At 67.4% G+C, this 22202-nt stretch carries 21 protein-coding genes and 3 pseudogenes; 2 read left to right on the plus strand and 22 right to left on the minus strand.

The window, feature by feature from the left end; genetic code table 11:
• Window positions 1–17 precede the first annotated feature (17 nt).
• From LG661_RS10535 to LG661_RS10640, 19 genes and pseudogenes are all read right to left on the minus strand, one after another.
• Window positions 18–1412 (minus strand): HAMP domain-containing sensor histidine kinase, encoded by a 1395-nt coding sequence (locus LG661_RS10535; protein WP_230531840.1) that lies wholly within the window; start codon window positions 1410–1412, stop codon window positions 18–20.
• 10 nt (window positions 1413–1422) lie between these two features.
• Window positions 1423–2121, minus strand: coding sequence for a winged helix-turn-helix domain-containing protein (locus LG661_RS10540; RefSeq protein ID WP_230531841.1), 699 nt, complete (start codon window positions 2119–2121; stop codon window positions 1423–1425).
• Window positions 2122–2255: 134 nt separating this feature from the next.
• Window positions 2256–3485, minus strand: coding sequence for a S1C family serine protease (locus LG661_RS10545; protein WP_230531842.1), 1230 nt, complete (start codon window positions 3483–3485; stop codon window positions 2256–2258).
• Between the two features lie 117 nt (window positions 3486–3602).
• Window positions 3603–4037: a hypothetical protein gene (locus LG661_RS10550; protein ID WP_230531843.1), complete on the minus strand. Its 435-nt coding sequence runs from the start codon at window positions 4035–4037 to the stop codon at window positions 3603–3605.
• A gap of 183 nt (window positions 4038–4220) precedes the next feature.
• On the minus strand, window positions 4221–4682 hold the full coding sequence (locus tag LG661_RS10555; RefSeq protein ID WP_230531844.1) for a cytochrome c-type biogenesis protein: 462 nt from the start codon (window positions 4680–4682) through the stop codon (window positions 4221–4223).
• A gap of 3 nt (window positions 4683–4685) precedes the next feature.
• On the minus strand, window positions 4686–6668 hold the full coding sequence (locus LG661_RS10560) for a heme lyase CcmF/NrfE family subunit (protein ID WP_230531845.1): 1983 nt from the start codon (window positions 6666–6668) through the stop codon (window positions 4686–4688).
• Window positions 6669–6687: 19 nt separating this feature from the next.
• Window positions 6688–7146 carry a cytochrome c maturation protein CcmE gene (gene ccmE / locus LG661_RS10565; RefSeq protein WP_230531846.1) on the minus strand — a complete coding sequence of 153 codons (459 nt, stop codon included), beginning with the start codon at window positions 7144–7146 and terminating at the stop codon, window positions 6688–6690.
• A complete protein-coding gene (gene ccmI, locus LG661_RS10570) occupies window positions 7143–8258 on the minus strand; it encodes a c-type cytochrome biogenesis protein CcmI (RefSeq protein WP_230531847.1) in 1116 nt (371 codons plus the stop codon). The genes ccmE and ccmI overlap by 4 nt, the downstream gene beginning before the upstream one ends.
• Window positions 8259–8329: 71 nt before the next feature.
• Complete coding sequence (locus LG661_RS10575; protein WP_230531848.1) at window positions 8330–9727, minus strand: sensor histidine kinase; 1398 nt, start codon at window positions 9725–9727, stop codon at window positions 8330–8332.
• On the minus strand, window positions 9724–10395 hold the full coding sequence (locus tag LG661_RS10580) for a response regulator transcription factor (RefSeq protein WP_230531849.1): 672 nt from the start codon (window positions 10393–10395) through the stop codon (window positions 9724–9726). The genes LG661_RS10575 and LG661_RS10580 overlap by 4 nt, the downstream gene beginning before the upstream one ends.
• A gap of 14 nt (window positions 10396–10409) precedes the next feature.
• Window positions 10410–10727: a PepSY domain-containing protein gene (locus LG661_RS10585; protein WP_230531850.1), complete on the minus strand. Its 318-nt coding sequence runs from the start codon at window positions 10725–10727 to the stop codon at window positions 10410–10412.
• 47 nt (window positions 10728–10774) lie between these two features.
• Window positions 10775–10984, minus strand: a complete 210-nt coding sequence (locus LG661_RS10590; protein ID WP_230531851.1) for a hypothetical protein — start codon at window positions 10982–10984, stop codon at window positions 10775–10777.
• A 1-nt stretch (window position 10985) separates the two neighbouring features.
• On the minus strand, window positions 10986–11225 hold the full coding sequence (locus LG661_RS10595) for a putative peptidoglycan-binding domain-containing protein (protein WP_230531897.1): 240 nt from the start codon (window positions 11223–11225) through the stop codon (window positions 10986–10988).
• Window positions 11226–11303: 78 nt separating this feature from the next.
• A pseudogene (locus LG661_RS25370) lies at window positions 11304–11526 on the minus strand (glycosyl hydrolase 108 family protein); the annotation flags it as partial.
• Window positions 11527–11535: 9 nt separating this feature from the next.
• A complete protein-coding gene (locus LG661_RS10605; RefSeq protein WP_230531852.1) occupies window positions 11536–13074 on the minus strand; it encodes a DUF2793 domain-containing protein in 1539 nt (512 codons plus the stop codon).
• Between the two features lie 24 nt (window positions 13075–13098).
• Window positions 13099–16943: pseudogene (locus LG661_RS25375) on the minus strand (baseplate multidomain protein megatron).
• The gene (locus LG661_RS10630; protein ID WP_230531857.1) at window positions 16943–17371 is read right to left on the minus strand and encodes a C40 family peptidase; all 429 of its coding nucleotides are present in this window, start codon (window positions 17369–17371) and stop codon (window positions 16943–16945) included. The pseudogene LG661_RS25375 and the gene LG661_RS10630 overlap by 1 nt, the downstream one beginning before the upstream one ends.
• Before the next feature lie 43 nt (window positions 17372–17414).
• On the minus strand, window positions 17415–18305 hold the full coding sequence (locus tag LG661_RS10635; RefSeq protein WP_230531858.1) for a DUF2163 domain-containing protein: 891 nt from the start codon (window positions 18303–18305) through the stop codon (window positions 17415–17417).
• Between the two features lie 180 nt (window positions 18306–18485).
• A complete protein-coding gene (locus LG661_RS10640) occupies window positions 18486–19124 on the minus strand; it encodes a DUF2460 domain-containing protein (RefSeq protein ID WP_230531859.1) in 639 nt (212 codons plus the stop codon).
• A gap of 86 nt (window positions 19125–19210) precedes the next feature.
• On the opposite strand from LG661_RS10640, the gene LG661_RS10645 reads away from it, so the two are divergent.
• Window positions 19211–19456 (plus strand): YdcH family protein, encoded by a 246-nt coding sequence (locus LG661_RS10645; protein WP_230531860.1) that lies wholly within the window; start codon window positions 19211–19213, stop codon window positions 19454–19456.
• Window positions 19457–19621: 165 nt separating this feature from the next.
• Here LG661_RS10645 and LG661_RS10650 read toward each other — a convergent pair.
• From LG661_RS10650 to LG661_RS10660, 3 genes and pseudogenes are all read right to left on the minus strand, one after another.
• A pseudogene (locus LG661_RS10650) lies at window positions 19622–20307 on the minus strand (phage tail tape measure protein).
• Window positions 20308–20664: 357 nt separating this feature from the next.
• Window positions 20665–20805, minus strand: coding sequence for a head-tail adaptor protein (locus tag LG661_RS10655; protein WP_407666694.1), 141 nt, complete (start codon window positions 20803–20805; stop codon window positions 20665–20667).
• A 29-nt stretch (window positions 20806–20834) separates the two neighbouring features.
• Window positions 20835–21395, minus strand: a complete 561-nt coding sequence (locus LG661_RS10660; protein ID WP_230531861.1) for a head-tail connector protein — start codon at window positions 21393–21395, stop codon at window positions 20835–20837.
• A gap of 19 nt (window positions 21396–21414) precedes the next feature.
• Between LG661_RS10660 and LG661_RS10665 the strand changes: the two genes are divergently transcribed.
• On the plus strand, window positions 21415–22161 hold the full coding sequence (locus LG661_RS10665) for a S1 family peptidase (RefSeq protein WP_230531862.1): 747 nt from the start codon (window positions 21415–21417) through the stop codon (window positions 22159–22161).
• Window positions 22162–22202: the final 41 nt, after the last annotated feature.

Consider the following 22202-nt stretch of genomic DNA (forward strand, 5'->3'; position numbering starts at 1 on the left):
GAGGGCTGCGGGGCAGCCTACGCCTTCAGGGGCAGAGCCAGCACGACGCGCAGTCCGGGCCTGTTGTCCTCCAGCCGGAGGGCTCCCCCGTGAAGCCGCGCCACCGCGGCTACGAGGCTGAGGCCCAAGCCGAAGCCGGGGCGGGAGCGCGCCGTCTCGAGCCGCACGAAACGCTCCAGCACGCGATTCCGCTCGGCCTCCGGAATGCCGGGGCCGCGATCGGCCACCACGACGAGCACCTCTCCGTCGCGCCGCCGGGCCTCGACCGAGATCGCCTGGGCCGGGCCGCCGGGAGCGGCGCCGTACTTCAATGCATTGTCGAGCAGGTTCGCCATGGCCTGGCCCAGAAGCTCGCGGCTGCCGTGAACCGGCAGGTCGCCTTCGACCGCGACCTCCAGCGCCACGCCCGCCTCCTCGGCCAGCGCCTCGTAGAGCTCTGCCACATCCCGCACGGCCTCGGCGGCGTCGAAATCAGCAAGCCCTTCGCGGGCGTTCCCGGCCTCCAGCCGCGCGATCATGAGAAGCGCGTTGAAGATGCGGATGAGGTTGTCGCTCTCCTCGATGGTGGCCTCCAGGGCGGCCTTCAGCTCGTCGGGGGATTTGGCCGTCCGCAGGGCCTCGTCCGCCTTGTTGCGCAGGCGCGTCAGGGGCGTCTTGAGATCGTGGGCGATGTTGTCGGAGACCTCGCGCATGCCGTGCATCAGCTCGCCGATGCGTTCGAGCATGTCGTTGAGGTTCTGCGCAAGACGGTCGAGTTCGTCACCAGTTCCGGCGATCTTCAGCCGCCCTCCGAGATCGCCCGCCATGATGTGGCGCGTGGTCTCGGTCATGTCCTCGACACGCTTGAGGACGCGCCGCGCGATGAACCAGGCGCCGACGCAGCCGAGAACGCCGATGAAGAGAAGCGAATAGCCGAAGGCGCGATGAATGATGTCGCGCAGGCGCTTGCGCTCCTCGATATCGCGCCCGACCATGAGGCGGAAACCGCCGGGAAGAAGATAGACGCGCACAATGGCGTGGCTGGGCTCGACATCGTTCTCGCCGCTTTCCTCTGTGCGGCTGTAGAAGGTTTCGAACTGGCCCGGCCGGTCGATGACGCCGGGGGGCAGCGCCACGACGTTGCCCGCGATCCGCTCGCCATTGCTGGTGGTCACGAGATAGAGCGAGGCTCCGGGCCTGCGGGAGCGCCGCTCGACGCTGTTGACGAGGCGGCGCAGCCCGCCGATCCGGTACTGCTCGGCCAGGCCCCCGATCTCCGCCTGGATGGTGGAGACGAACTGGTCCGTGAGAAGCTTCTGCGCGCTCCAGGCCACATAGCCGAGCGTGACGAAGGCGAAGACGGTGAAGATGATGAGATAGGCGAAGGACAGCTTGAACGCCGTCGTCCGGACGAGCTTGCCGAGGGCGTTCATAAAAGCACGCTCATTCCTCGGCGCCTTCCGCGCCGACGCGAACCATGTAGCCGGCCCCGCGGATGGTGTGGATGAGCGGCTTGTCAAAACCCTTGTCGATCTTGGCGCGCAGGCGCGAGACGTGAACGTCGATCACGTTCGTCTGCGGGTCGAAATGGTAATCCCACACATGCTCCAGGAGCATGGTGCGGGTGACGACTTGATTGGCGTTCCGCATCAGGTATTCGAGCAGCCTGAACTCACGCGGCTGCAGAAGGATCTCCTGGCCGGAGCGCGTGACCCGGTGGGACAGGCGGTCGAGCTCGAGATCCGCGATACGATAGACCGTCGACTCGGCCGCCGGCATCGCGGCGCGGCGGCGGGAGAGCACCTCGACCCGGGCGAGGAGTTCGGAGAAGGCATAGGGCTTGGGAAGGTAATCGTCGCCGCCGGCGCGCAGGCCCTTCACCCGGTCGTCCACCTGGCCGAGGGCCGAGAGGATCAGGACCGGTGTCTCGATCTTCTGCTCGCGCAGGGAACGGATGAGGGAGAGGCCATCGAGCTTCGGCAGCATGCGGTCGACCACGAGCACGTCGTAGTCCCCGGCCTCCGCCATGGCGTAGCCGTCCAGGCCGTCGGCGGCGTGATCCGCCACGTAGCCCGCTTCGCGAAAGGCCTTGACGAGGTAGGAGGCCGCCTCTCGGTCGTCCTCGATGATGAGTATCCGCATCGAAAGGTTCAACGTGGTTAAAAGCCCAGCGGCAGGCCGGTCTGGAGGGGAAGACCGGCCTGCCGCGGGCAGAAGACACCAGGTTCTAGGGTCGATCAACTGTTACCTGGCATCCCAGACGAATCCGAAGGGGATCAGACGCCCTTCGGCTGGGCCGCGACCTCGAGGGTCACGTTCCGCTCCTTGCCGTCACGGTAGAGGGTGAGCGACAGGGACTTGCCGGGGGCGATCTGGGCCACCTTGCGGGAAAGGTCCTTGGCCTCCTTCACCGTCTCGCCATCGACTGCGACGACGGCATCGCCCGTCTTGACGCCGGCCTTGGCGGCAGGACCATCCTTCACGGCTTCGGCCACGAGAACGCCCTTCGGCTCCTTGAGGCCGATGGCTTCGGCGATCTCCTTGGTCACCGGCTGCATCTGCACGCCGATGTAACCGCGGGTCACCGAGCCGTTCTCCTTCAGCGCCGTCACGATCTGGTCGACCGTGCTCGCCGGGATGGCAAACGCAATACCCACATTGCCACCCGACGGCGAGAAGATCGCCGTGTTGACGCCCACGACCTCGCCCGCGAGGTTGAAGGTCGGACCGCCCGAGTTGCCCCGGTTCACGGAGGCGTCGATCTGGATGAAGTCGTCATAGGGACCGGCGCCGATATCGCGGTGCTGGGCCGAAACGATGCCGGCCGTGACCGTGCCGCCGAGGCCGAACGGATTGCCGATGGCGACCACCCAGTCGCCGACGCGGGCCTTTTGGGGTGCCAGGCGCACATACGGGAAGTCGCTGCCCTCGACTTTAAGGAGCGCGAGGTCCGTCTTCGGGTCCGTGCCGATGACCTTGGCTTCGAGTTCCTTGCCGTCATCCATGCTCACCACAACCTCGGAGCCGTTATCGACCACGTGGTTGTTGGTCACCACATAGCCATCGGCGGAAATGAAGAAGCCGGAGCCGAGGGACTGGCCGAACTGACGCGGACGCTGGCGACGCTCGCCCCGCTGGGGGCGATCGCCGTTCTCGCCGTTGCGGAACTGGTCGCGGAACTGGCGGAAGAAGCGCTCCATCGGGTGGCCGGGAGGAAGATCGGGCATCGAAAACTGCTGGCCGCCGTCATCGAGGCGGGAAGCCACGTTCTTGCGCTCGACCTTGACCTTCACGGAGACGACGGCGGGCTTCGCCCGGTCGATCACGTCGGCGAAGGAGGGCACGCCCTGGACAGGCTGCGCCATGGAGCGCAGTTCGGCATGGGCGGTATTGGGGGCAACGAGACCGCTCTCGAGGGCGCCGCCCGCGATCAGCGCGGCGACGGCCGCGGCGCCGAGCCACTTTGCGGTGCGCTTGCGGGCGGAATTGGGAGCATTTTGCTGCATGTTCTTGTCTCTCCTGGTGAACTCCTGAGAGTTCGTCGTGAGAGCAAGATGGGGGCTCGCGCCTTACGGCGCACTCACCCGAAGATGAAACATTGGTAAGGTTCGGCAGAGCAGCCGTTACTTGTACCTGCGGGCGGACCGCCTGAGCTTTTTGCTCTTCGGCCTTGCGGCCTTGGTGGCCTTGGATGACCGGATCGACGCCACCTTCACCTTCCGACGCTCCGCGCGCTTGAGGATCCGGCGCGGCTTCCTTTCCGGCGGAGCGACAACAGGAGTCTCTGCGACTTCGGCCGCATCCTGCAGCACGCGCCTGGGCGGCAGCGGGGCCTCCTGGCGGGCGACGACGATGCGGGTCATGCACTGACTCACATGGGCGCTCCGCCGCTCCACGATGCGCCTGTATTCTTCCACATCGACCTTGCCCGCAGGCGCGATGCGCTTTCTCGCCTCCGCGCGGCAGGTCTCGCGCTTGGCGACGAGGTTTTCGTCCGCCTGCGCAGCAGATGGCAGAGCGAGCAGGATCAAGCCCAATCCGAAGACCGCTGGCTTCACGACCGTATCTTTCGCGTGAGGATGTCGGGAGATGTCAGCGCCCGATATCACCCGCTCGAAAGATTCGCACAGCGACAAATTGGCATGTCTGCGAAGCGAAAACGGTGCTGGGATTATGCTCCTGCCGGCACCGGCCAGACAGGAAATTCGTCCTCGAATTTCTGCTGCTGGCGAGTGCGCGTTCTACGCGTTGCCGTCGCGCCTGAGCAGCGCTTCGAGCGCCTTTCGCTCCTCGTCGTCGAGGGCGGCGGCGGCAGGCTGCGGACGGCGTCTCAGGGCAGCGTAGGCGCCGAGCCCGCCGAGGACGAGAACGAGGGCGGGGGTGAGCCAGAGCAGCAGGGTATGCGTGCCGAAGGTCGGCTTGAGCAGGACGAACTCGCCATAGCGCTGCACGAGGTAGCTCTCTACTTCCTCGTTCGTATCTCCTGCCACGAGCCGCTCGCGGACCAGGAGCCGCAGGTCCTTGGCGAGCTGCGCATCGGAATCGTCGATGGACTGGTTTTGGCAGACGAGGCAGCGCAATCCCGCCGAAATCTCGCGGGCGCGCTTCTCCATGGCCGGATCCTTCAGCACCTCGTCCGGCTGGACGGCGAAGGCCGAAAGGCTGAGGACGAGCGATGCGAGAAGAGCGAGAACGAAGCGCATGGCCTACTCCGCCGGAACGGCCGCGACCGGCGCGGCTTTGGCCCGCGCGGGCGCGCCGATACGCAGGCGCCGGTCGGTGAGCGAGATCCCGCCACCCAGGGCCATCACCACGGAACCGATCCAGATCAGCAGCACGAGAGGCTTGTGATAGAGCCGGATCCCCACCGAGCCGTCCGGCTGCATCTCGCCGACGCTGGCATAGACCTGGCCGAGGCCGATGGTCATGATGCCCGCCTCCGTGGTCGGCATGCCGCGCGTCACGTAGAGGCGCTTCATCGTCTCGAGCGTGCCCATCTCCCGGCCGTCGCGGAGCACGGTCAGAACGGCGACATCCTCGCGGTAATTGGCCTCGACCCGCGGCGTCACGCGTTCGAGCCGCGCCTCGTAGGCTCCGGCCCTGAGGCTCTCGCCCACTTTCAGGGAGCCAAGCCCCTCCACGCCCCAGGCGGTGGCGGCGATGCCGATCACGGTGAGGCCGACGCCGGCATGGGCTATGAACGTGCCCCAGGTGGAGCGCGGCAGGCCGGCGGCCTTGCGCCACGCCATGGAGAGCCCCTTCTCCTTCGACCAGGAGCGTGTGACGATCTCGTTGAGAGAGCCGAGCACCAGATAGACGCCGAGGCCGATGCCCAGGGGAGCCGCCACCGGCCCGCCGTGCCGGAAGGCCAGAAGGGCCATCGTCGCCAGAAGCACGATCCCGAACACCGCATAAAGGCGCTGCGCCGTGCCGAGGAGGTTGCCGCGCTTCCAGGCGAGCGTCTGTCCAAGAGGCAGGAGCAGCAGCAGCGGCACGATCAGAGGCAGGAAGGTGGCGTTGAAGAACGGCGCGCCAACCGAGATCTTCTCGCCCGTCATCACCTCGAGCGCCAGGGGATAGAGGGTTCCGACGAAGACCGTCGCGCAGGCCGTGGCGAGAAAGAGGTTGTTGAGGACGAGTGCGCCCTCGCGTGAGACCGGCGCGAACAGCCCGCCCTGACGCAGCATGGGCGCGCGCCAGGCGAAGAGCGCGAGCGATCCGCCGATGAAGATGATGAGAATGCCGAGAATGAAGCTGCCGCGCGCGGGATCGACCGCGAAGGAGTGGACCGAGGTCAGCACGCCGGAGCGGACGAGGAAGGTCCCGAGCAGCGAGAGCGAGAAGGTCAGGATCGCGAGCAGGATCGTCCACACCTTCAGGGCGTCGCGCTTCTCCATGACCACGGTGGAATGCATCAGCGCGGTGCCGGCAAGCCACGGCATCAGGGAGGCGTTCTCCACCGGGTCCCAGAACCACCAGCCGCCCCATCCGAGCTCGTAATAGGCCCAGTACGAGCCCATGGCGATGCCCAGCGTCAGAAAGGCCCAGGCCCCCAGGGTCCAGGGGCGCACGATCCGCGCCCAGACCGCGTCGATGCGCCCGTCAATGAGGGCGGCGCAGGCGAAGGCGAAGGAGATCGAGAAGCCGACATAGCCGATGTAGAGCAGCGGCGGATGGATCGCGAGGCCGGGATCCTGCAGCAGCGGATTGAGGTCCTGCCCCTCGGCCGGCGCGGGGATGACGCGGGTGAACGGGTTCGACGTCGTCAGGATGAAGAGCAGGAAGGCGATGGTGATCGCGGCCTGCACTGCGAGTGTGTTCGCCTGCAGCCGTGCGGGGACGCTGCTTTTGGCAAGCGCCACCACGCCGCCGAAGAGGGCGAGGATCAGCACCCAAAGGAGCATGGAGCCCTCGTGGTTCCCCCAGACGCCCGAGATCTTGTAGATCATCGGCTTTGTCGAATGGGAGTTCTCGACCACGTTCAGGACAGAGAAATCGGAGGTCACATAGGCGACCGTCAGCGCGAAGAATGCGAAGGCGATGCAGCCGAGAACCGCCAGGGCGGTTGTCGGCGCGACAGCCATCAGGACGGGATCGTTGGAGCGCGCGCCCCAGAGCGGCACGACGAACTGGATCAGGGACAGCCCGAGCGCCAGCGCAAGAGCGAAATGTCCGGCCTCAACCAACACGAGATGACTCCCTCGCCTGTTACTGGGTCGCAGGCGCAGCCTGCGCCTCGCCCTGCCAATGGCCCTGCTTCTTCAGGGTGTCCGCCACCTCGCGAGGCATATAATTCTCGTCGTGCTTGGCGAGAACCGTATCGGCCCGGAAGAACCCCGGCTGCTCGAGAACGCCCTCGGCGACGATTCCCTGCCCTTCGCGGAACAGGTCCGGGAGCAGCCCCTTGTAGTTCACCTTCACCGTCGCCTCGGCGTCCATGACCTCGAAGGAGATCTGCTGATCGGAACCGCGCACGACGGTGCCTTCCTTCACGAGGCCCCCGAGCCGGAAGCGGGTGCCTGGCTGCACGTTCTTCGCCTGGATGTCCGCGGGCGAGTTGAAGAACACGATGGTGTCGTTCATCGCATAAAGAACGAGGCCGATCGCGATTGCGAGAACGCATCCCGCGACACCGATCAGGGTCAGGCGGCGTTGTTTTCTGGTCATGGCTGGGCGTCGGTCAGTTTCAGTTCGCGCGCCATCGTGTCGATGGTCTCAAGGGCCTTTTCGTCCTGGGCGAGGGCCTGCCGGGCGCGTTTCGCGGCCTCGATAGCCTTGTCCCGCTGTCCCAGAACCGCATAGGAGCGCATCAGGCGAACCCATTCCTCCGCCGTGCCGCCCTGGGCTTCGAGACGGCTCGCCAGACCGGATACCATGCGGGCGATGTCCTCGGCCCCTATCTGGGGTGCGCCCCCCTGCCCCGCAAGCGCCGGCTGCGGCTCGGGCACAGGCGCGCCGAGGCGGGTCAGCTCCTGCCGGACAACCGCCGTCCACGGGGCATCGGCGGGCGACATCGCCAGGAGTTCGGAATAGCCTGCCTTCGCCTTCTCGACCTGCCCGTCCTGCTCGGCGGCGCGGGCGAGATAATAGCGGGCCTTGGGCGAGGTTCGGTCGAGCTTCACCGCCTGCTCGAAGGCGGCCTGCGCCTCCGCCGAGACGAGACCGTTCTTCGCAAGGACGAGAACCTCGCCGTAATTGGCGAGTCGGTCCGGCTCCGGACCGAGATGACGGATAGCCGCCTCGTAGGCCTTCGCTGCATCGTCCAGGCGGCCCATGCGGATATAGACCGGAGCGACGACCTCCCAGCCGCGTCCGTCCTGCGGGTTCTGCGCGAGATGCGACTCGATCTGGGCCACGGCCCGCATCAGGTCGAGCTGCTCCGTCTGCTGGCGCACCTGCGCCGTCGGCGGATGGGTGAGCAGATGAGGCGAGCCGTAGGCGCCGTAGACCGCAAGGGCGAGAATGGGAATCGCGGACAGGGCGAATGCGGAGACAGCCCGGCGGCGGCGCAGGGCCGGCTCGCCGACGGCGGCCGTTTCCCCACTGTGCGTGCCGGTGGCCCGCAGGAGGCGGCGTCCCGCTTCGGCCTTGGCGGCCTCGGCTTCGGCCGGCATCAGAGCGCCCCGCTTCAGGTCGCGTTCGATCTCGGCGATCTGCTCACGGTAGAATTGCGTGTCCGGATCGACCTGGACCGCGATGGCGCGATGACGCGACAGCGGCCATAGCACCGCCATCACGGCCAAGGCCGTCATCACGAGAAGGATTATCCAGATCACCATAAAGTCCTAATTACAGCGAGAGCACGTGAAGCACGACGGTGGCACGGTGTCACGCGTAAAACTACATAGGGTCAGCCTCTATCCCCTGGCAGCTCCAGCACGGCCCGCAGGCCTCCCATCGGAGAGGCGTCGAGGGTGAGCTGGCCGCGATAGAGAGACGCCAGATCGCTGACGATGGAAAGGCCCAAGCCCGAACCCGGTTTGGTCTCGTCGAGGCGGCGACCGCGCTTGAGCATCTCGGCCCGCGCCGTTTCAGGAAGGCCGGGACCGTCGTCGTCGATCAGCAGGCGGAAGCGCGGCCGGTCGGCGTCCTCGCGGATGATCTCGACCGCCACCACTACCTTAGCGGATGCCCATTTGGCGGCATTGTCGATGAGGTTGCCCGCCATCTCCTCCAGGTCCTGCTTCTCCCCGCGGAAGCGCAGGTCGCGGGGGATCGCAAGTTCGATCTCCAGGTCCTTCTCGCGATAGATCTTCGCAAAGGTGCGGGCGAGACCGGCGATGACGGGCTCCACCTCGGTGAGCGTTCCCAGGGTTCCGGCGAGCGCCGCCGCACGAGCCCTGTCGAGGTAGTAATTGACCTGATCCCGCATCAGGGCGGCCTGCTCGCGGATCCTGGCGGCGACCTCCTCGGGCGCGTTCTCCGCCTCGTTCGTGATGATGCTCAGCGGCGTCTTGAGCGCATGGGCCAGGTTGCCGACCTGCGTGCGCGCCCGCTCCAGGATTTCCCGGTTGGTGTCGAGCAGCAGGTTCAACTCGCTGGCGAGCGGGGAGATGTCCCGGGGATACTCGCCCGCGATCCGCTCCGCCTCGCCGCGCCGGATCGTGCCCAGGGCGCTGCGGAGGTTCGCCAGGGGCCGCAGGCCGAAGCGGATCTGCAGGAGCGTCGTCAGGCCGAGCGCGAGGCCGAGCAGCGCGAAGGTGATGGTGAGCGAGAGCAGGAAGCGGCGCACATCCGTCGCGATTTCATCCGCAGGGCCCGCGACCCGGATGATGTAGCGGCCGTCCTCGCCCAGGTCGATGTCGCGCTCGATGATGCGCAGGTTGCGCTCGTCGGGCGCCTTGCCGTAGCCGCGGCGGATCTGGCCGAACCGATCCTCGCTGGAGACCGCAAGGCTCGGCAGCAGACCGCCGAAGAGGGACTTGGAGGAGCGGATCTCGCCGGGCTGCGCATTGGGCCGGGCCACCTGCCAATACCAGCCGGACAGGGGTAGCTCGAACCGGGGATCGCCGACCGGGCCGAGATCGCGGTCCGGGTCCCCCGGCGCGACGAGGTTGGAGGCGAGCGTGTTGGCATAGACCAGAAGGCGCTGGTCGAAGGACCTCTCCGTGTTGTCCCGGTAGAGGGTCGAGAGGATCAGCCCCGCGATCAGCAGGATCGCGAAGCTCCAGAAGACGGAGGAGACCGCAAGCCGGACGGCGATGGGCCGGCCGGCGAACCGGCGTATGAGCGGGTGAAGTCCGATCACGTCTTCGGCTGGCTGGCGTCGAGGAGATAGCCCAGGCCGCGCACGGTCTGGATGATATCCACGCCGAGCTTCTTGCGCAGCCTTCCGATGAAGACCTCGATCGTGTTGGAGTCACGGTCGAAGTCCTGGTCGTAGAGGTGTTCCGTCAGCTCGCCCCGCGAGACGATGCGGCCCGTATGGTGCATGAGGTACGAGAGCAACCGGTATTCGTGCGAGGTGAGCTTCACCGGATTGCCGTCCACGGCGACGCGGCCCGAGCGCGTGTCGAGCTTCACCGGACCGCAGCTGATCTCGCTCGTGGCGTGGCCGGTGGCGCGGCGCAGGAGGGCGCGGACGCGGGCGAGAAGCTCCTCCATGTGGAAGGGCTTCGTCACGTAGTCGTCAGCGCCGGCATCGAAGCCCTGGACCTTGTCGCTCCAGCGGTCGCGGGCGGTCAGGATGATGACCGGGGTCTTCTTGCCCTCCCTCCGCCAGGAGGTCAGGACCGTGACGCCGTCGACCTTGGGCAGGCCGAGATCGAGGATGATGGCGTCGTAGGGTTCGGTATCCCCCAGGAACTGCCCCTCCTCGCCGTCCATGGCGGAATCGACCGCGTATCCCGCCTGTTCGAGGGCGGCCACGATCTGCTTGTTGAGGGTCTTGTCGTCCTCGACAACGAGAAGGCGCATGTCTCGATCTTTCCTTAGCGGACCGATTTCACACGTCCGGAGGAACCGTCGATCGTTACTTGCACGATGCGGCCGTCCCTTTGCAAGGCCGTGATGATATAAACCAGCGCATCGCTGCTGCGGCAGAGATTGGCCCGCACGACATCGGAATTGGGCACCTGGCGCCGGGCCGTCATCAGCGCCGAAGCCGGCGTGACGACGCTCTTGGAGGCCACGGCCTCCTGCATTTCCCGCGGCGGAAGACAGTTCTGGAGGGCCTTCTTCGCCGCGCTCTGCGCGTGCGCCGCCCCCATCATTGCCAACAGCCCTATGACCAGCCAAACCAGACGCATGAGAGGCCTATGCCCTTGCCGCAGTGAACGAAGCCTGAATGCAGGTTTTAGTTCAAGATCTGCTTTGTCGCCAGGATCCGGAACACGGTGGAGGCGATAAAGCTCCCGGCGGCGACCAGTTGGACCGCGGCTTCCGCAACGTCGCCCGTATTCAGAACGGAGGCGTCGAAGCCGAGAAGGCCGAGGATGAGGACGGCGAGCCCCACCAGATTGGACCAGACCGTGCGGCTGGCGAGAATCGTCTTGGTGTCGTCCATGTCAGGCATTCCTTGTGGAGGTTGATGAAGAGGCGAGCCGGAGGGCCTCCTGCTCGACGGCGAGGACCCGCCTGCGCCAGCCGCGCCCGAAGACGGGCCAGGGGATCAGGCGGGCAAGAAAGCCGAGCCGCGCGCAGGTCAGGCGGCGGATCGTCTCGGTCGTGTCGGCCGCCCATGCGGCCGCAAGGGTCACGGGACCGACGATGCCGTCGGTCCCGACCCCGAGAACCGCCTGGAGCATCCGCACGGCCCGGGACGGCCCCGAATGGACGGCGATGTCGAACAGCGCGAGGTCGAGGCCCGGCGGCAGTTCGTCGGCCTTCACCGCATTCCAGTAGAAGCGGCGGTAGATGGAGGCGGCCTCCTCGCGTCAGGTAGCGGACATCCTCGACGGAAGCCGGCCGCCCCCGCGCCCGCGAGAGGGTCGCCCGCGTGATGCCGAAATTGGTTGCGCCGCCGGGATCGAGGGGATGCTGGACGAAGCCGCCCTCGTGACGCAGCACCTCGGCGACGGCCTGCTCGAAGCGTGATGAAGACACCATTGCCGAACCTCAGAGTTCCGCCTGCAGGGCGATGTAGGCCGAAGAACCCAGATAGAGCTTTCCGACCGCTCCGGCCGTCCCGCCGAAGGAGGCGCCCGCCTGGAGACGCAGGGCGACGGCCGCGGAACCGGACGGGGCGGCATTCGTCACGCTCAGGCTGCCCGCGATCGTCGCCCAGGTGGAACCGCCGTTGTCGGAGAAGCCGATCTGGTTGCCCACGGGCGGGGCGTTCGCCCAGGTGAATCCGCTGGTCAGCAAGGCGGGAGCCGATCGCATCGGCATGGGCAACGGACAGACGAGGTCGATCATGTTGCCTGCAATGCGCTGGCCGAGCGCGCCGAAGACCACAGGCGCTCCGCCGCTGACCGCCAGTCTCTGGTAATAGCGGCGGCAGCGCATCTCCTCGATCTCGGCGGGCTCCCCGGTCCAGTCTGTAGCCCCCGGCCCGAACTCGAGCTTCGGGTTCCGGAAGGTGCATCCCTCCCAGCTGACGAGCCGCACCAGGATGTGCCCCGTTTCGCCCGCATCGAGCGTGACGGTTGCGGAGCGGCGTCCCGTTCCCGCCGGGATGGTCGCGCTCCTCGTGCCGATGAGAACGAGCAGCGCGCGGGAGGGGTTCTCGACGGAGAGCGTCAGGGTGCGGCCCGCAAAGCTCGCAGCGCCGGTCGCAGAGCCGGCCTGCGCGGCATCGACGATCTGCTCGAGGGTGCCGGAGATCGTCAACGAGCCGTCCGCATTGCGGCCCAGCGTGCAGCCGCCTGTCCCCGCCTTCCAGCGGTCGAAGCCGTAAGCGCTCCCCGAAAGGAGGCCGCCCGCGAAACCGCGCTGGTTCACCAGAAAGGCGGAATTGATGAGCAGGTTCTCTCCCGACAGGCCGGACACGCCGCTCGGGAAGGACACGACGCCCGTCTCGCTATCCACCAGCATGGCGTCGCGCCAGAGGCTCCCGTCGGAAGAAACGCGGATGCCGAAATTGTCGCTGCCGATGAGCCCCGTCTCCGCGCGCCCGCTGTAGCCCCGCTGATAGAGCTGGGACAGCACATTCGTGCTCGCAGCCTTGTTGAGCACGAAGCGCAGCTCGCCGGTTCCGCCCTCCTCCGTCGCGAGAGCCGCGAACGGGGCGGAGTTGAGTTTCGCAGCGAACCTGTTGAGGTCATCCGCCGAGGTGCCGATGCCCAAGCGGTCGAGATTGTCGATGTCGTGGCTGTAGTGGCCGAGATCGCGCCACTGCGCGCCGTCGAAGACGACGATCCGATCCTCCGCCTCCATATAGGCCCGCCAGCCGGGACGGGGTGCGAGAAACCGCCAGAGCCCGAGATCGAAGAAGGTGATGTCGCCCTCGTGGTTAGCGAAGGCTCCGGTCGCGCCTGCGCCGAAGAGATAGCGTTCGCCCTCCTCCGGCGCAGCGGGCGGAGCGGTTCGCCCGCGCTCCCTGACGGCGAGATGGACGAGGGCGTCGAGGGCGGCGAGCGCTTCATTGTGGGTGACGTGCTTTTGCGCCTGCGCTGCAGCGAGCAGCGGCAGGGCGAGATGGGGCGTTGCTGTCATGGATGACCTGTTGGAAATGGGCGCTCAGTCGATGGGGACCGTGACGCTGCGCTCGAAGCCGCGCCCGGCGATGGTGCTCATCTGGGCGATGCGCAGGCTGAGTGCGCTCTGCGGCGCGCCGAAATCGGCGGCCTCCTGCGCAGTCGGGTAGAGAAGCGCGCTTTCCGCGCTCGCAAGCGTGCGCAGGACGACGCCGTCGCGCAGGATGTCCGTCTCGTAGCGCTCGGCATCCTCGGCGAGCGGAACCTCGGCGGCCTCCCAGCCGTCGCCATCGCGGCGCGTGCGGCGGATCCAGGCGATACGGATGCCGCCCTCCTCCCGGCGCGCGGTGACATGAACGGGGCTCATGGGCCTGTAGGCGTCGCGGCCCGCGGTTGCCGCAATCTCCACCACGGACGCATCGGCGTGGTCGCGGCCGGAGGGCCCGATCCTGTAGCGCCAGGTCTGCCCGAGATCCTGAAGGCTGGTCGTCAGCGGAACGACTGCCTCGTCGAGCCGGACGACAAGCGCGCCTGCGGGCACGGTCCGCGCCGCCTCCGGCTCGCTGCCGGCCAGCCCCCGGAGGAAGCGCGAGAGGCGGTAGCGCCGCTCGCCGATCATCTCGGCGCGGGCGGCCGACAGGATCTCCCAGCGCCCGTCCCCTCCCCGCACGGCGAAGAGATTGCCGCCCGCCAGCGCCGCCTCGTCCTCGATGGAGGAAACCGCGCCTGACGAAATCTCCACATCGAGAACCGTCGTCGGGTCCCAGCGCCGGAGCGGCCCCGGCGGCAGGATTGTCAGCGTCCGCCCGATCACGGCCGGCAGGTCGAGGATGCGCGACGGCGTGAAGCTCGCTCCACTCCCCGAGCGCCAGACAGTGACGGCGCCGGGCCAGGGATCGACCGCAACGGCAATGTATTGCAGCGGCGTCGGATCGCTCGGCGCGGCGGGCAGGTCGAGGACGACCGCCAGCGGCTTGCCGGGCACGGGCGGCGCACCGGCTTGGGCATGGACGCGCCCGGCCTTTCGAAAACGGCGGGCGCCACGGCGCGGGCCGTCACCTTGCGCGTCGGCCCGTCCGCGATGCGCAGGATCCGATGCAGCTTGGAACCCGCATCGGTGGGAAGCGTGATCACGTCGCCCGGCTCGAACTCGATCCGCCGCGGCGACAATTCGAGCTCGGCGCTCTCCCGCCCGGCCCAGAGGTCCTGCAGCCTGGTATCCGCCTGGCGCTGCGCCTCCGCGCGCCGGGTGACGACGGCGCTGTCCGCCCGCGCCTCGCGGCGGCTCGATCCCGACAGGCGGCGGGAGGCGACGGCCGCGCGGCGGTAATCTGTCTCGCCCTCCGTGAAGCCGATCTCCACCTGATGCGGCAGCTCGGTCTCCTGTGCGCGGGAGAGTTTTAAGGACGGCTCGCGCTCGTCGAGCACGAGATCATCCTTCGTCAACGCCATCACGGCCCGTCCGCCGCGCCCGCGCCACGCGATCCTGCCGCCGCTCGCCACCGCGTCGACGCCGAAGAGGCGCATCAGCGGCTCCAGTGCGCCGCGCGCCGACATGGGCCGGTCGATCACGTAGCCGTCCACGAAACCGTCGACGGGAAGCGCGCCCGGATCGTCGAGGCCGAAATCCTTGAGGATCGCCACGATCAGGCGATCGAGGGCAACGCCCTCGATGCGGCCGGTGATCCAGTGGCCGGTCTCCCAGTTCGCCCCGTCCGACCACACATTGTCGAAATCGGGAAAGGCGGGATAGGGCCGCGCGTCCCAGGCCCGGACATAGACGTTGTCCGGATCGACCATGCGCCCGCCATACTCCGAACCCGCCATACTCCGAAGATGTCGGGTTGTAGGCGGAGGAGAAGCCCCGCAAGGCGGGATCGAAGCGGGAGAGGATCGCCTCCAGGCACCGCGCCTGGATCAGGTCGTCGCGCACGCCGCGCGAGAACGGCGGATAGGCGGATCCGGACGACTTCGGGTCGGGAAAGACGTTCGGCCCGTTCGGCCCCTTGTCCACGGCGGGCACGCCGATCTCTGTGAGCCAGATCGGCTTGGATTTCGGCTGCCATTCCGTCGTGCGGATCTCGGCGCCGTTCCAGCGCTCCACATGCGGGTTCGACCACCAGGAGACCAGATCGTTCGCGCGGAAGACCCATGGCTTGTCATGGGCTCCGTCGGTGATCGGCCTTCGGGTCTGCGATGCGCGCTCGGAAGCGTTCGCATAGTACCAGTCGAAGGCCTCGCCGCTTCCGAGCCTTTTGCGCAGATAGTCCACATCGTAGATGCTGCGTGCATCCGTGAGATCCGCATGATCGGGACCGTCGCGCCAATCCGAGATCGGCGGGTAATAGTCGATGCCCACCGCGTCGATGTCGTCGCTGGCAAAGAGCGGATCGAGGGGAAAGCGCACCTCGTCGCCGCTGTCGAGCACATGCGCGCCGTATTCGGTCCAGTCCGCCGCATAGACGATGGCAGTCCCGGAGCCGAGGATCGCCCGCATGTCGCCTGCTAACTGAATCAATTCACCGACGGCAGGATAGACGCCGGAAGCCGAGCGCACGCGGGTGAGGCCGACGAGCTCGCTGCCCAGGATGAAGCTGTCGACGCCACCCGCCTCTTCCGCGAGGTTCGCATAATGCAGCACCAGACGGCGGAAGCCCCATGTGCGGTCGAACCATTGCGCCACCTGATCGCCCGCAACCGACGTCATGTCGGGAGAGCCCGAATGGCCCGGCGCGGGATGGCAGGTGATGCGCCCGCGCCAGGGATAGGGCGGCTGGCCCGTGCCGCCATAGGGGTTCGGCAGGTCGTTGCCGGCGGCCACGTCCATCATCACGAAGGGATAGATGACGACCTCGAGCCCCCTCGCCTTCAACTCCTTGATCAGGCGGATGACCGATTCGTCTGACGCGTGCCGCCATAGGCAGGCGAACCCTTGACGAGGGAGACGGGCTTCGCCTCCTCGCGCGTGACGCCCGCCACCGACCATGCGGCTCCGTCCGTCGTCTTCGCGGTCACGTCCACGCGCGGCTCGATGCGGCAGGAGCCGGCCCGGAGATCGTCCCCGAACCAGCTCACCACGAGGGAAACGCGCTTTAGGTTGGGACACAGGGCCTCCAGCGCATCGTGGGAGGCCGCCACGTCCGTGCGGCGCTGCCATTGATGACGGTTTTCGGGAACCGTCCTGCCGAGATCGAGCATCTGCGTGACGGGCAGCGTGTCGTAACCGAACTCGCTCGCGCCGGGGATCACGCGGCTGAGGCCGCCGACCGGGCGCAGCACCTCGAAGGCGAATTGCGGCACGCGGTTGCCGAAATCGGCGAGCGGCAGGCGCTCGAACACCACACAGGCCAGGCCGCGATAGGCGGGAGCATCGGCTGCGCCCTCCTTCGCGACGATCAGCGGATCGGGATCCTGCGTCTCGGATCCCTTGTGTACGCGCATGGTGACCGTCGAGAGATCGACCTCTCGCCCATCGGCCCAGACCCGGCGCACATGGGCGATGCGGCCTTCGCAGAGGCCGACTGCGAGGTTCGCGAAATAGGAATAGGTGGTCGTGACGGTCTTCGGCCCGCCCGTTCCCTTCCCGCCCTGGCTGCCGGAGCGCTCCGCGCTCGCCACCTCCTTGAGCCGCGTCGCCCAGATGAGCTGTCCGCCGATGCGCGCGCGTCCATAGACCCGCGGGATCGGCGCGCCCTCCGTCGAGGTCAGCCCGTCGATCTCCTTGAGCCGCGGACCCTCCACATGCTTGGTTTCCGACCCGCCGAGCAGGGCTTTGTCGATGGCAGCCCCCGCGAGTCCGCCGAGCGCCCGGCCCGCCATGGCCCCGAAGGGACCGGCGATCATGCCGCCGACGACGGAGCCGACGGTTTGAAGAACGAGAGTGGCCATCAGGGTCCATCCGGGAAGCGAAAGACGTGAGCGAGGTGCCGCCGCCACCAGGGGCGGAACGCCACCTCCGCGACCGACGCGCCGTCATGAGCGTGGATCATGGTGCGAGGCGAGGTCGCGATGGCGCAGTGCTTGGGCGGGCGATCCTCGCGCCAGCGGAAGAGCAGCACGTGGCCGGGCGACAGGTCCGCCATGCCGATCTCGACGAGATGCCGTCTTGCCGCGGCCAGAAGCGTATCGGCCCCGGCCTCCGCCCAATCGGGCGAATAGGGCGGCGGCAGTTCAGGCTCTTCGCCCATGACGCCGCGCCACACGCCGCGAAGGAGCCCGAGGCAGTCGCAGCCGACGCCCTTGAGCGAGGCCTGGTGGCGGTAGGGCGTGCCGATCCAGGAGCGTGCCTCGGCGAGGATGAGGTCGGGATCGGGCATGGGTCGTTCTCCTTCCCTCCCCTTGCGGGGAGGGAAAAGGGCCTCATTTGAAAAAGCTCCCGCCGTCGAGCCCCGGCTCGCCCTGCTGCGGGATGCGGATGATGAAGTCGTTGCCGGGCATGTGCGGGAAGCCGCGGAAGTTCACGACGTTATCGAACTTGGCGCGGCAGGTCGCATGGGTCTTGTCGCAGCCCGCCGTCACGCGGAAGGTGTCGCCGGGCTTGATGGGGTGAGGCGCGCGCTGCCACAGGTCGAACTCGTCCGTGCCGTCGATGGCGCGATGCACCTTGATCTCCACCGACAGCCCCTTGTTGTCGCCGCCCGTCCAGGTGAGCCGCCCAGCCGTGCACCAGCCGTCCCTGAAGCCGATGCCGGAGGCCGCAATGCCGAGAGCGCCGTCCGTGCGGACCACCGTGCCCGTGTCGGAATAGGTGGAGGATGCGAGGTTCACGCCGCATGTCCCGTCGCCCAGATCCGCCGAGCAGGTGGCGCGGAACAGCCGCCCCCGCTCCTCGTCGAAGCGGTGCATGAGGCCTCTCACCTCCGCGACGCAGCCGCCGTCCGCGCGGCGGATCGCGCCGATGGAGCCGATGTCGAGCAGCACGCGCTCGGCCACGTCGCTCCAGTTGACGAGCCAGGTCTCCACGCTCGCATCGTCGTAGAGGCCGGAGGCGATGTCGTCCTCGGTGAGGCCGGCGGAGACCAGCGCGCCCGCCACCTCCCCGCCGCCGACGGCGAAGCCGAGCTCGGCGGAAGCCTCGGCCGCCTCCAGCCCGGTCCGGGCCGCGAAGGCGGTTCCGCCGAAGGCGAGGTCCCGGTCGTAATCGGTGAAGCCGAAAGCCTTGCCGTCGCGGCGGAGGAGCTTCCAGCAATGGCAAAGCGTCGTCGCCCCCTCCGCCAGATGGGCGGCGAGGTCGGTGGGGATGGTGCGCATGGAAGCAACCTTGAAGAAGATATCGGGATCACCGGCACGAGACCGCTGATGGCGTGAAGGGTTCAGGAGGGTGTCATTCCCGGCCGGAGCGTCAGCGGAGGGAAAGGGAATCCACTCACACGCGCACCATCGTGGATCCCCTTCCCGGCTGCTCCGCAGCCGCCGGGGATGACACGGTTGTCAAGGAACGATCTCGATCAGCGGGATCTGCGGGATCGCGCCGGCGTCGAAGGCGGAGAGGTCGATGTCGAGCTCGTCGGTGTCGAAGCGAACAGGCACGTTGAAGGCGGAACCCGCCGTGATGATCGCGCCCGCGGGCGGCGCGACGGTGAAGGTGACGAGGCCCGTCGCGGGATCGCAGTTGAAGCCTGAGCCCACCGCCTGCTCGACGCCGTTGAGCGCCGCCCGCACGCTCCCGCCGACAGGCTTGGCGATGGGACGGCTGTAGGGCGCGTGGGCAGAATCGTAGGTCTTGACGAGCTGGAAGCTTCGCGTTGCGCCGTCGCCCGTGCCGATGCGCTGGTCGAGGGGCGTCGGCTCGCTCGAGGGCGGGCCGGAGCGCCAGTCGGTCCGGGCGCGGAAGCGGAAACCGTGGAGCCGGCCCCGCCGCTCCTCGAAGAAGGCGATGACCGTATGCAGCGCATCGACAGTGCGGATCCCCAGGCCCGCATCATAGCGCCGGCGGGAATGGGCCCAGCGGCTGTTGCGATGCTCGCGGCCCGAGGAGAGCGTGACGATATCGGTCCGCCGCACCGGCCTGCCCCGGCTGCCAAGGCTGACGTCGAGGGGAAAGCGGACCTCGTGGAAATCGGACGCCATGGTCCATCCTTCGCAAACAGTGAAACGGAAGAGAAGCGGGCTGCGTTGTCGATGCGAAATCGCGATCAAGACGGAGACAGCAGCCGATGAGCAACGCGCCCAACGACCTCGCCGACGACTTCCCGGACAAGGCCGACCGGATCCACCGGCTGAAGACGAGCAACAACCACTTCGCGCGGCTCTATGACGAGTACAACGAGCTCAACCGCACCATCCACCGGATCGAGACCCGGGTGGAGCCCAAGCCCGAGGAGGTCGAGGAGCAGCTCAAGCGCAGCCGCCTGAGGATCAAGGACGAGCTCATGGCGATGATCGACGGCATGGAGTCCTGATCTCTGCTGGAGCCCCCACAGCCCTCATCCTGAGGAGCGAAGCGTCTCGAAGAGCCTGCCCCGGACTTGATCCGGGGACGAGGGCGTCTCCAGAGAGGACTGGGGCCTCCTTCGAGACGCCGCTTGCAGCGGCTCCTCAGGATGAGGTTGCGCCATTCAGGCAGGCTACATCCCGCGCTGGCCCCGCGCGACGGCGCGCGCCAGGGCGGCGGAGACCTGCGCCTCGGAACGGCGGAAGCTCTCCGCATCCGGGGTCGAGATGTTGACGGTGATCGAGGCGGGCCGCCCTGCCCCGCCCGCGCGCACGCCGAGCTTCCCGTCGGGTCCTCGCGCCAGCGGCATCACCGCCTCCGCGCCGCGCTCGCCCATCACGCCCAACCCGCGCCCGAGCGGGAAATAGGTCGGCGCTCCGACGACGCCGCCCTGCGCGAACGGCATCACCATCCCGCGGGAGAACACGCCGCCCTTCGCGAAGGCTGATGGGGAGCCGGAGCCGAAGAGGGAGCCGAGTCCCTTGAACAGGCTGCCGAAGAGACCGTCGAGCAGATTGCCGCCATCCAGCGGCAAGGCCCCTCCGACAGCGCCCGTCGTCAGCCCCTTGACGCTCTGGCTGAGGGCCATCTGAAGAGGCGCGAGCGCCAGGCGCAGTCCTGTTCCACAAGAGACTGGCGCACCGACTTCAGGACGTCATCAAACTTCTTGCCCTCTGAAATATTCTTCGCGAAAGCATTGGACAGGGAGACGCCGAATTTTTCGGAGAGGCCGATGAGCGTATTGAGCTGGCGTGCGCGATCACTGGCAATATTGTCCTGGCCCAAATCCCCTGGCTTTCGCTCTTCATTCGGAGGCATTTTTCGCTCCATAGCTATAGTTTTCGCATCGATAATTCTGAACGCCTGCGTTGCCTCACCCCAAAAGCCCGATCTGATCTTCGACAGGGGCTCATTGACTCACAAACAGTGGAAGCAGGCTGACAAGGAATGTGAGCTCGGAGCAGCGAAAGCCGTTGCTCCCAGAAAATCCGTCGACATCACCGGAGACACATATCGGAAGATCTACATTCTGTGTGTCGAGACGAAAGGCATCAGGTTTCTCGGCACCGAGGATCAGCTCAACAGGCCGCAGGGCTGAAGCAGCTCATTGACCTCTTCCTAAACCGTCCGCGCCGACAGGCCCGAGCAGAGCCTGACCCACCGGATCACCCTGCGCTACCGCGAGGGCGCGCCCCAGAGCTGGGGCCCCGGCGCATAGGAGCGGATGACGCCGCCGAAGCCGTCGGGACGCTCCAGCGGCAATTCGAGCACGAACCGGCGCGAGCGCGCGCCGATGGGCAGGGATCTGGTTTTCATGGGAACGAACTTCGCGTGCAAGAGAACGCTCAGACCCGCGTCCTTTGAAAAGGCGCGACGAGGACGAGGGCTTGCGGCGGCATAATCTGGTCGCCGATCACGTCGCCCCGGTTCTCGAACCAGTGCGCGACGAGGATCTTGGTCGCGAGCTTCAAGGTCGCGGGCACCGCTGCCGCGCCGAAGCCGGCGCGCAGGTCGATCTGGATGCCGTTTCGCGCCCTCCCCGGCTCGGGAGCGGAGGCGACGGTCACGCGCGGCGGATCGCTCACCAGGTCCGCGTCGATGGCGTCTGTGGGGATCGCGATGGCCACCTCCGAGGCATCGGACACCCGGATTCCGTCGATCGCAATGAGCGGCGAGAGCGGAAGGACGACCATGCGGCACTGCGGCCAGCGGTCGAGCATGACGCGCCAGCGCTGCTCGATCAGGATGCGGCGGGAGGTCGCCTCCACCATCAGCCGCGCCGCCTTGACGAGCCCCGCAATCAGCTCGTCCTGGGCCGCATCGTCCTCGTCGATCCGCAGATAGGCCTTCATCTCGGGCAGGGGAACGGGCTCGACGGCGGGGCCCTCGATGAGTATCGGGTGCATAAGAATGGGAATCCTTTTGATGACGAAACGGCTTGTTGCCCTTGTCCTGGCGGCGTCGCTTTCCGCGACGCAGGCCCAGGCCATCATCGGCGGCGCGGAGGACCAGGGTCCCCTCGCCCGCCGAAACGTGATGGTGTTGAACTCAAATGGCGGCGTCTGCACCGCCGTGGTGCTGGCGCGCGACGTGGTGCTGACCGCAGCCCATTGCGTGACGGGCGCAGCGGAGTACCGGGTGCATTTCCGGTACGAGGCCGGCGAGCCGGTGCTGATCGACGTCACCGACAAGGCGGTTCATCCGGGCTACGACGCGAAGGCCATCGAGAAGCGCACGCGCTCCATCGACCTCGCCCTCGTGCGCATCCCCACGCCCCTGCCCGGGCGCTTCGAGGAGGCGGTGCTCTCCACTGCCCGGCCGGCGAAGGACGGGCGGGTGACGGTCGGCGGCTACGGCCTTGCCCGCGAGAAGGAGCCCAAGACGATGGGCACCTTCCGCAGCACTGCGCTCACCGTCATCGAGCCCTACGGCCCGAGCAGGATCCTGCTCTGGTCGAAAGGCTCAGGCGCGACGGGCGCGTGCCAGGGCGATTCCGGCGGCCCGATGGTCTCGGGCGATGCGGTTGCAGCGATCACGAGCTGGTCGTCTTCGCCCACCAAGGACGGCAAATGCGGAGGCCTCACCCAGGGCATCCTCGTCGGCGCGCAGCGGGAATGGATCGACCGGGTTCTGAAGGGCTGGAATCGCGGGGCCAAGTGGAGCGGCGACTAGCCCTTAAAAGTTGGTCGTCAGGGAACCAACTTTGCTTCACA

This window comes from Microvirga roseola (assembly GCF_020866965.1).
In the GTDB taxonomy this organism is placed as follows: Bacteria; Pseudomonadota; Alphaproteobacteria; order Rhizobiales; family Beijerinckiaceae; genus Microvirga; species Microvirga roseola.

Excerpts from the sequence above, each read along its gene's own strand:
- LG661_RS10605 (WP_230531852.1), bottom strand. The coding sequence starts at position 13,074 with ATGACAGCAACGCCCCATCTCGCCCTGCCGCTGCTCGCTGCAGCGCAG.
- LG661_RS10585 (WP_230531850.1), bottom strand. The coding sequence starts at position 10,727 with ATGCGTCTGGTTTGGCTGGTCATAGGGCTGTTGGCAATGATGGGGGCG.
- LG661_RS10640 (WP_230531859.1), bottom strand. The coding sequence starts at position 19,124 with ATGGCGTCCGATTTCCACGAGGTCCGCTTTCCCCTCGACGTCAGCCTT.
- LG661_RS10635 (WP_230531858.1), bottom strand. The coding sequence starts at position 18,305 with ATGCGCACCATCCCCACCGACCTCGCCGCCCATCTGGCGGAGGGGGCG.
- ccmI (WP_230531847.1), bottom strand. The coding sequence starts at position 8,258 with ATGGTGATCTGGATAATCCTTCTCGTGATGACGGCCTTGGCCGTGATG.
- LG661_RS10555 (WP_230531844.1), bottom strand. The coding sequence starts at position 4,682 with ATGCGCTTCGTTCTCGCTCTTCTCGCATCGCTCGTCCTCAGCCTTTCG.
- LG661_RS10630 (WP_230531857.1), bottom strand. The coding sequence starts at position 17,371 with ATGCCCGATCCCGACCTCATCCTCGCCGAGGCACGCTCCTGGATCGGC.
- LG661_RS10665 (WP_230531862.1), top strand. The coding sequence starts at position 21,415 with ATGACGAAACGGCTTGTTGCCCTTGTCCTGGCGGCGTCGCTTTCCGCG.
- LG661_RS10655 (WP_407666694.1), bottom strand. The coding sequence starts at position 20,805 with ATGAAAACCAGATCCCTGCCCATCGGCGCGCGCTCGCGCCGGTTCGTG.
- LG661_RS10540 (WP_230531841.1), bottom strand. The coding sequence starts at position 2,121 with ATGCGGATACTCATCATCGAGGACGACCGAGAGGCGGCCTCCTACCTC.
- LG661_RS10545 (WP_230531842.1), bottom strand. The coding sequence starts at position 3,485 with ATGCAGCAAAATGCTCCCAATTCCGCCCGCAAGCGCACCGCAAAGTGG.
- LG661_RS10595 (WP_230531897.1), bottom strand. The coding sequence starts at position 11,225 with ATGCTCCAGGCGGTTCTCGGGGTCGGGACCGACGGCATCGTCGGTCCC.
- LG661_RS10580 (WP_230531849.1), bottom strand. The coding sequence starts at position 10,395 with ATGCGCCTTCTCGTTGTCGAGGACGACAAGACCCTCAACAAGCAGATC.
- LG661_RS10645 (WP_230531860.1), top strand. The coding sequence starts at position 19,211 with ATGAGCAACGCGCCCAACGACCTCGCCGACGACTTCCCGGACAAGGCC.
- LG661_RS10590 (WP_230531851.1), bottom strand. The coding sequence starts at position 10,984 with ATGGACGACACCAAGACGATTCTCGCCAGCCGCACGGTCTGGTCCAAT.
- LG661_RS10660 (WP_230531861.1), bottom strand. The coding sequence starts at position 21,395 with ATGCACCCGATACTCATCGAGGGCCCCGCCGTCGAGCCCGTTCCCCTG.
- LG661_RS10535 (WP_230531840.1), bottom strand. The coding sequence starts at position 1,412 with ATGAACGCCCTCGGCAAGCTCGTCCGGACGACGGCGTTCAAGCTGTCC.
- ccmE (WP_230531846.1), bottom strand. The coding sequence starts at position 7,146 with ATGACCAGAAAACAACGCCGCCTGACCCTGATCGGTGTCGCGGGATGC.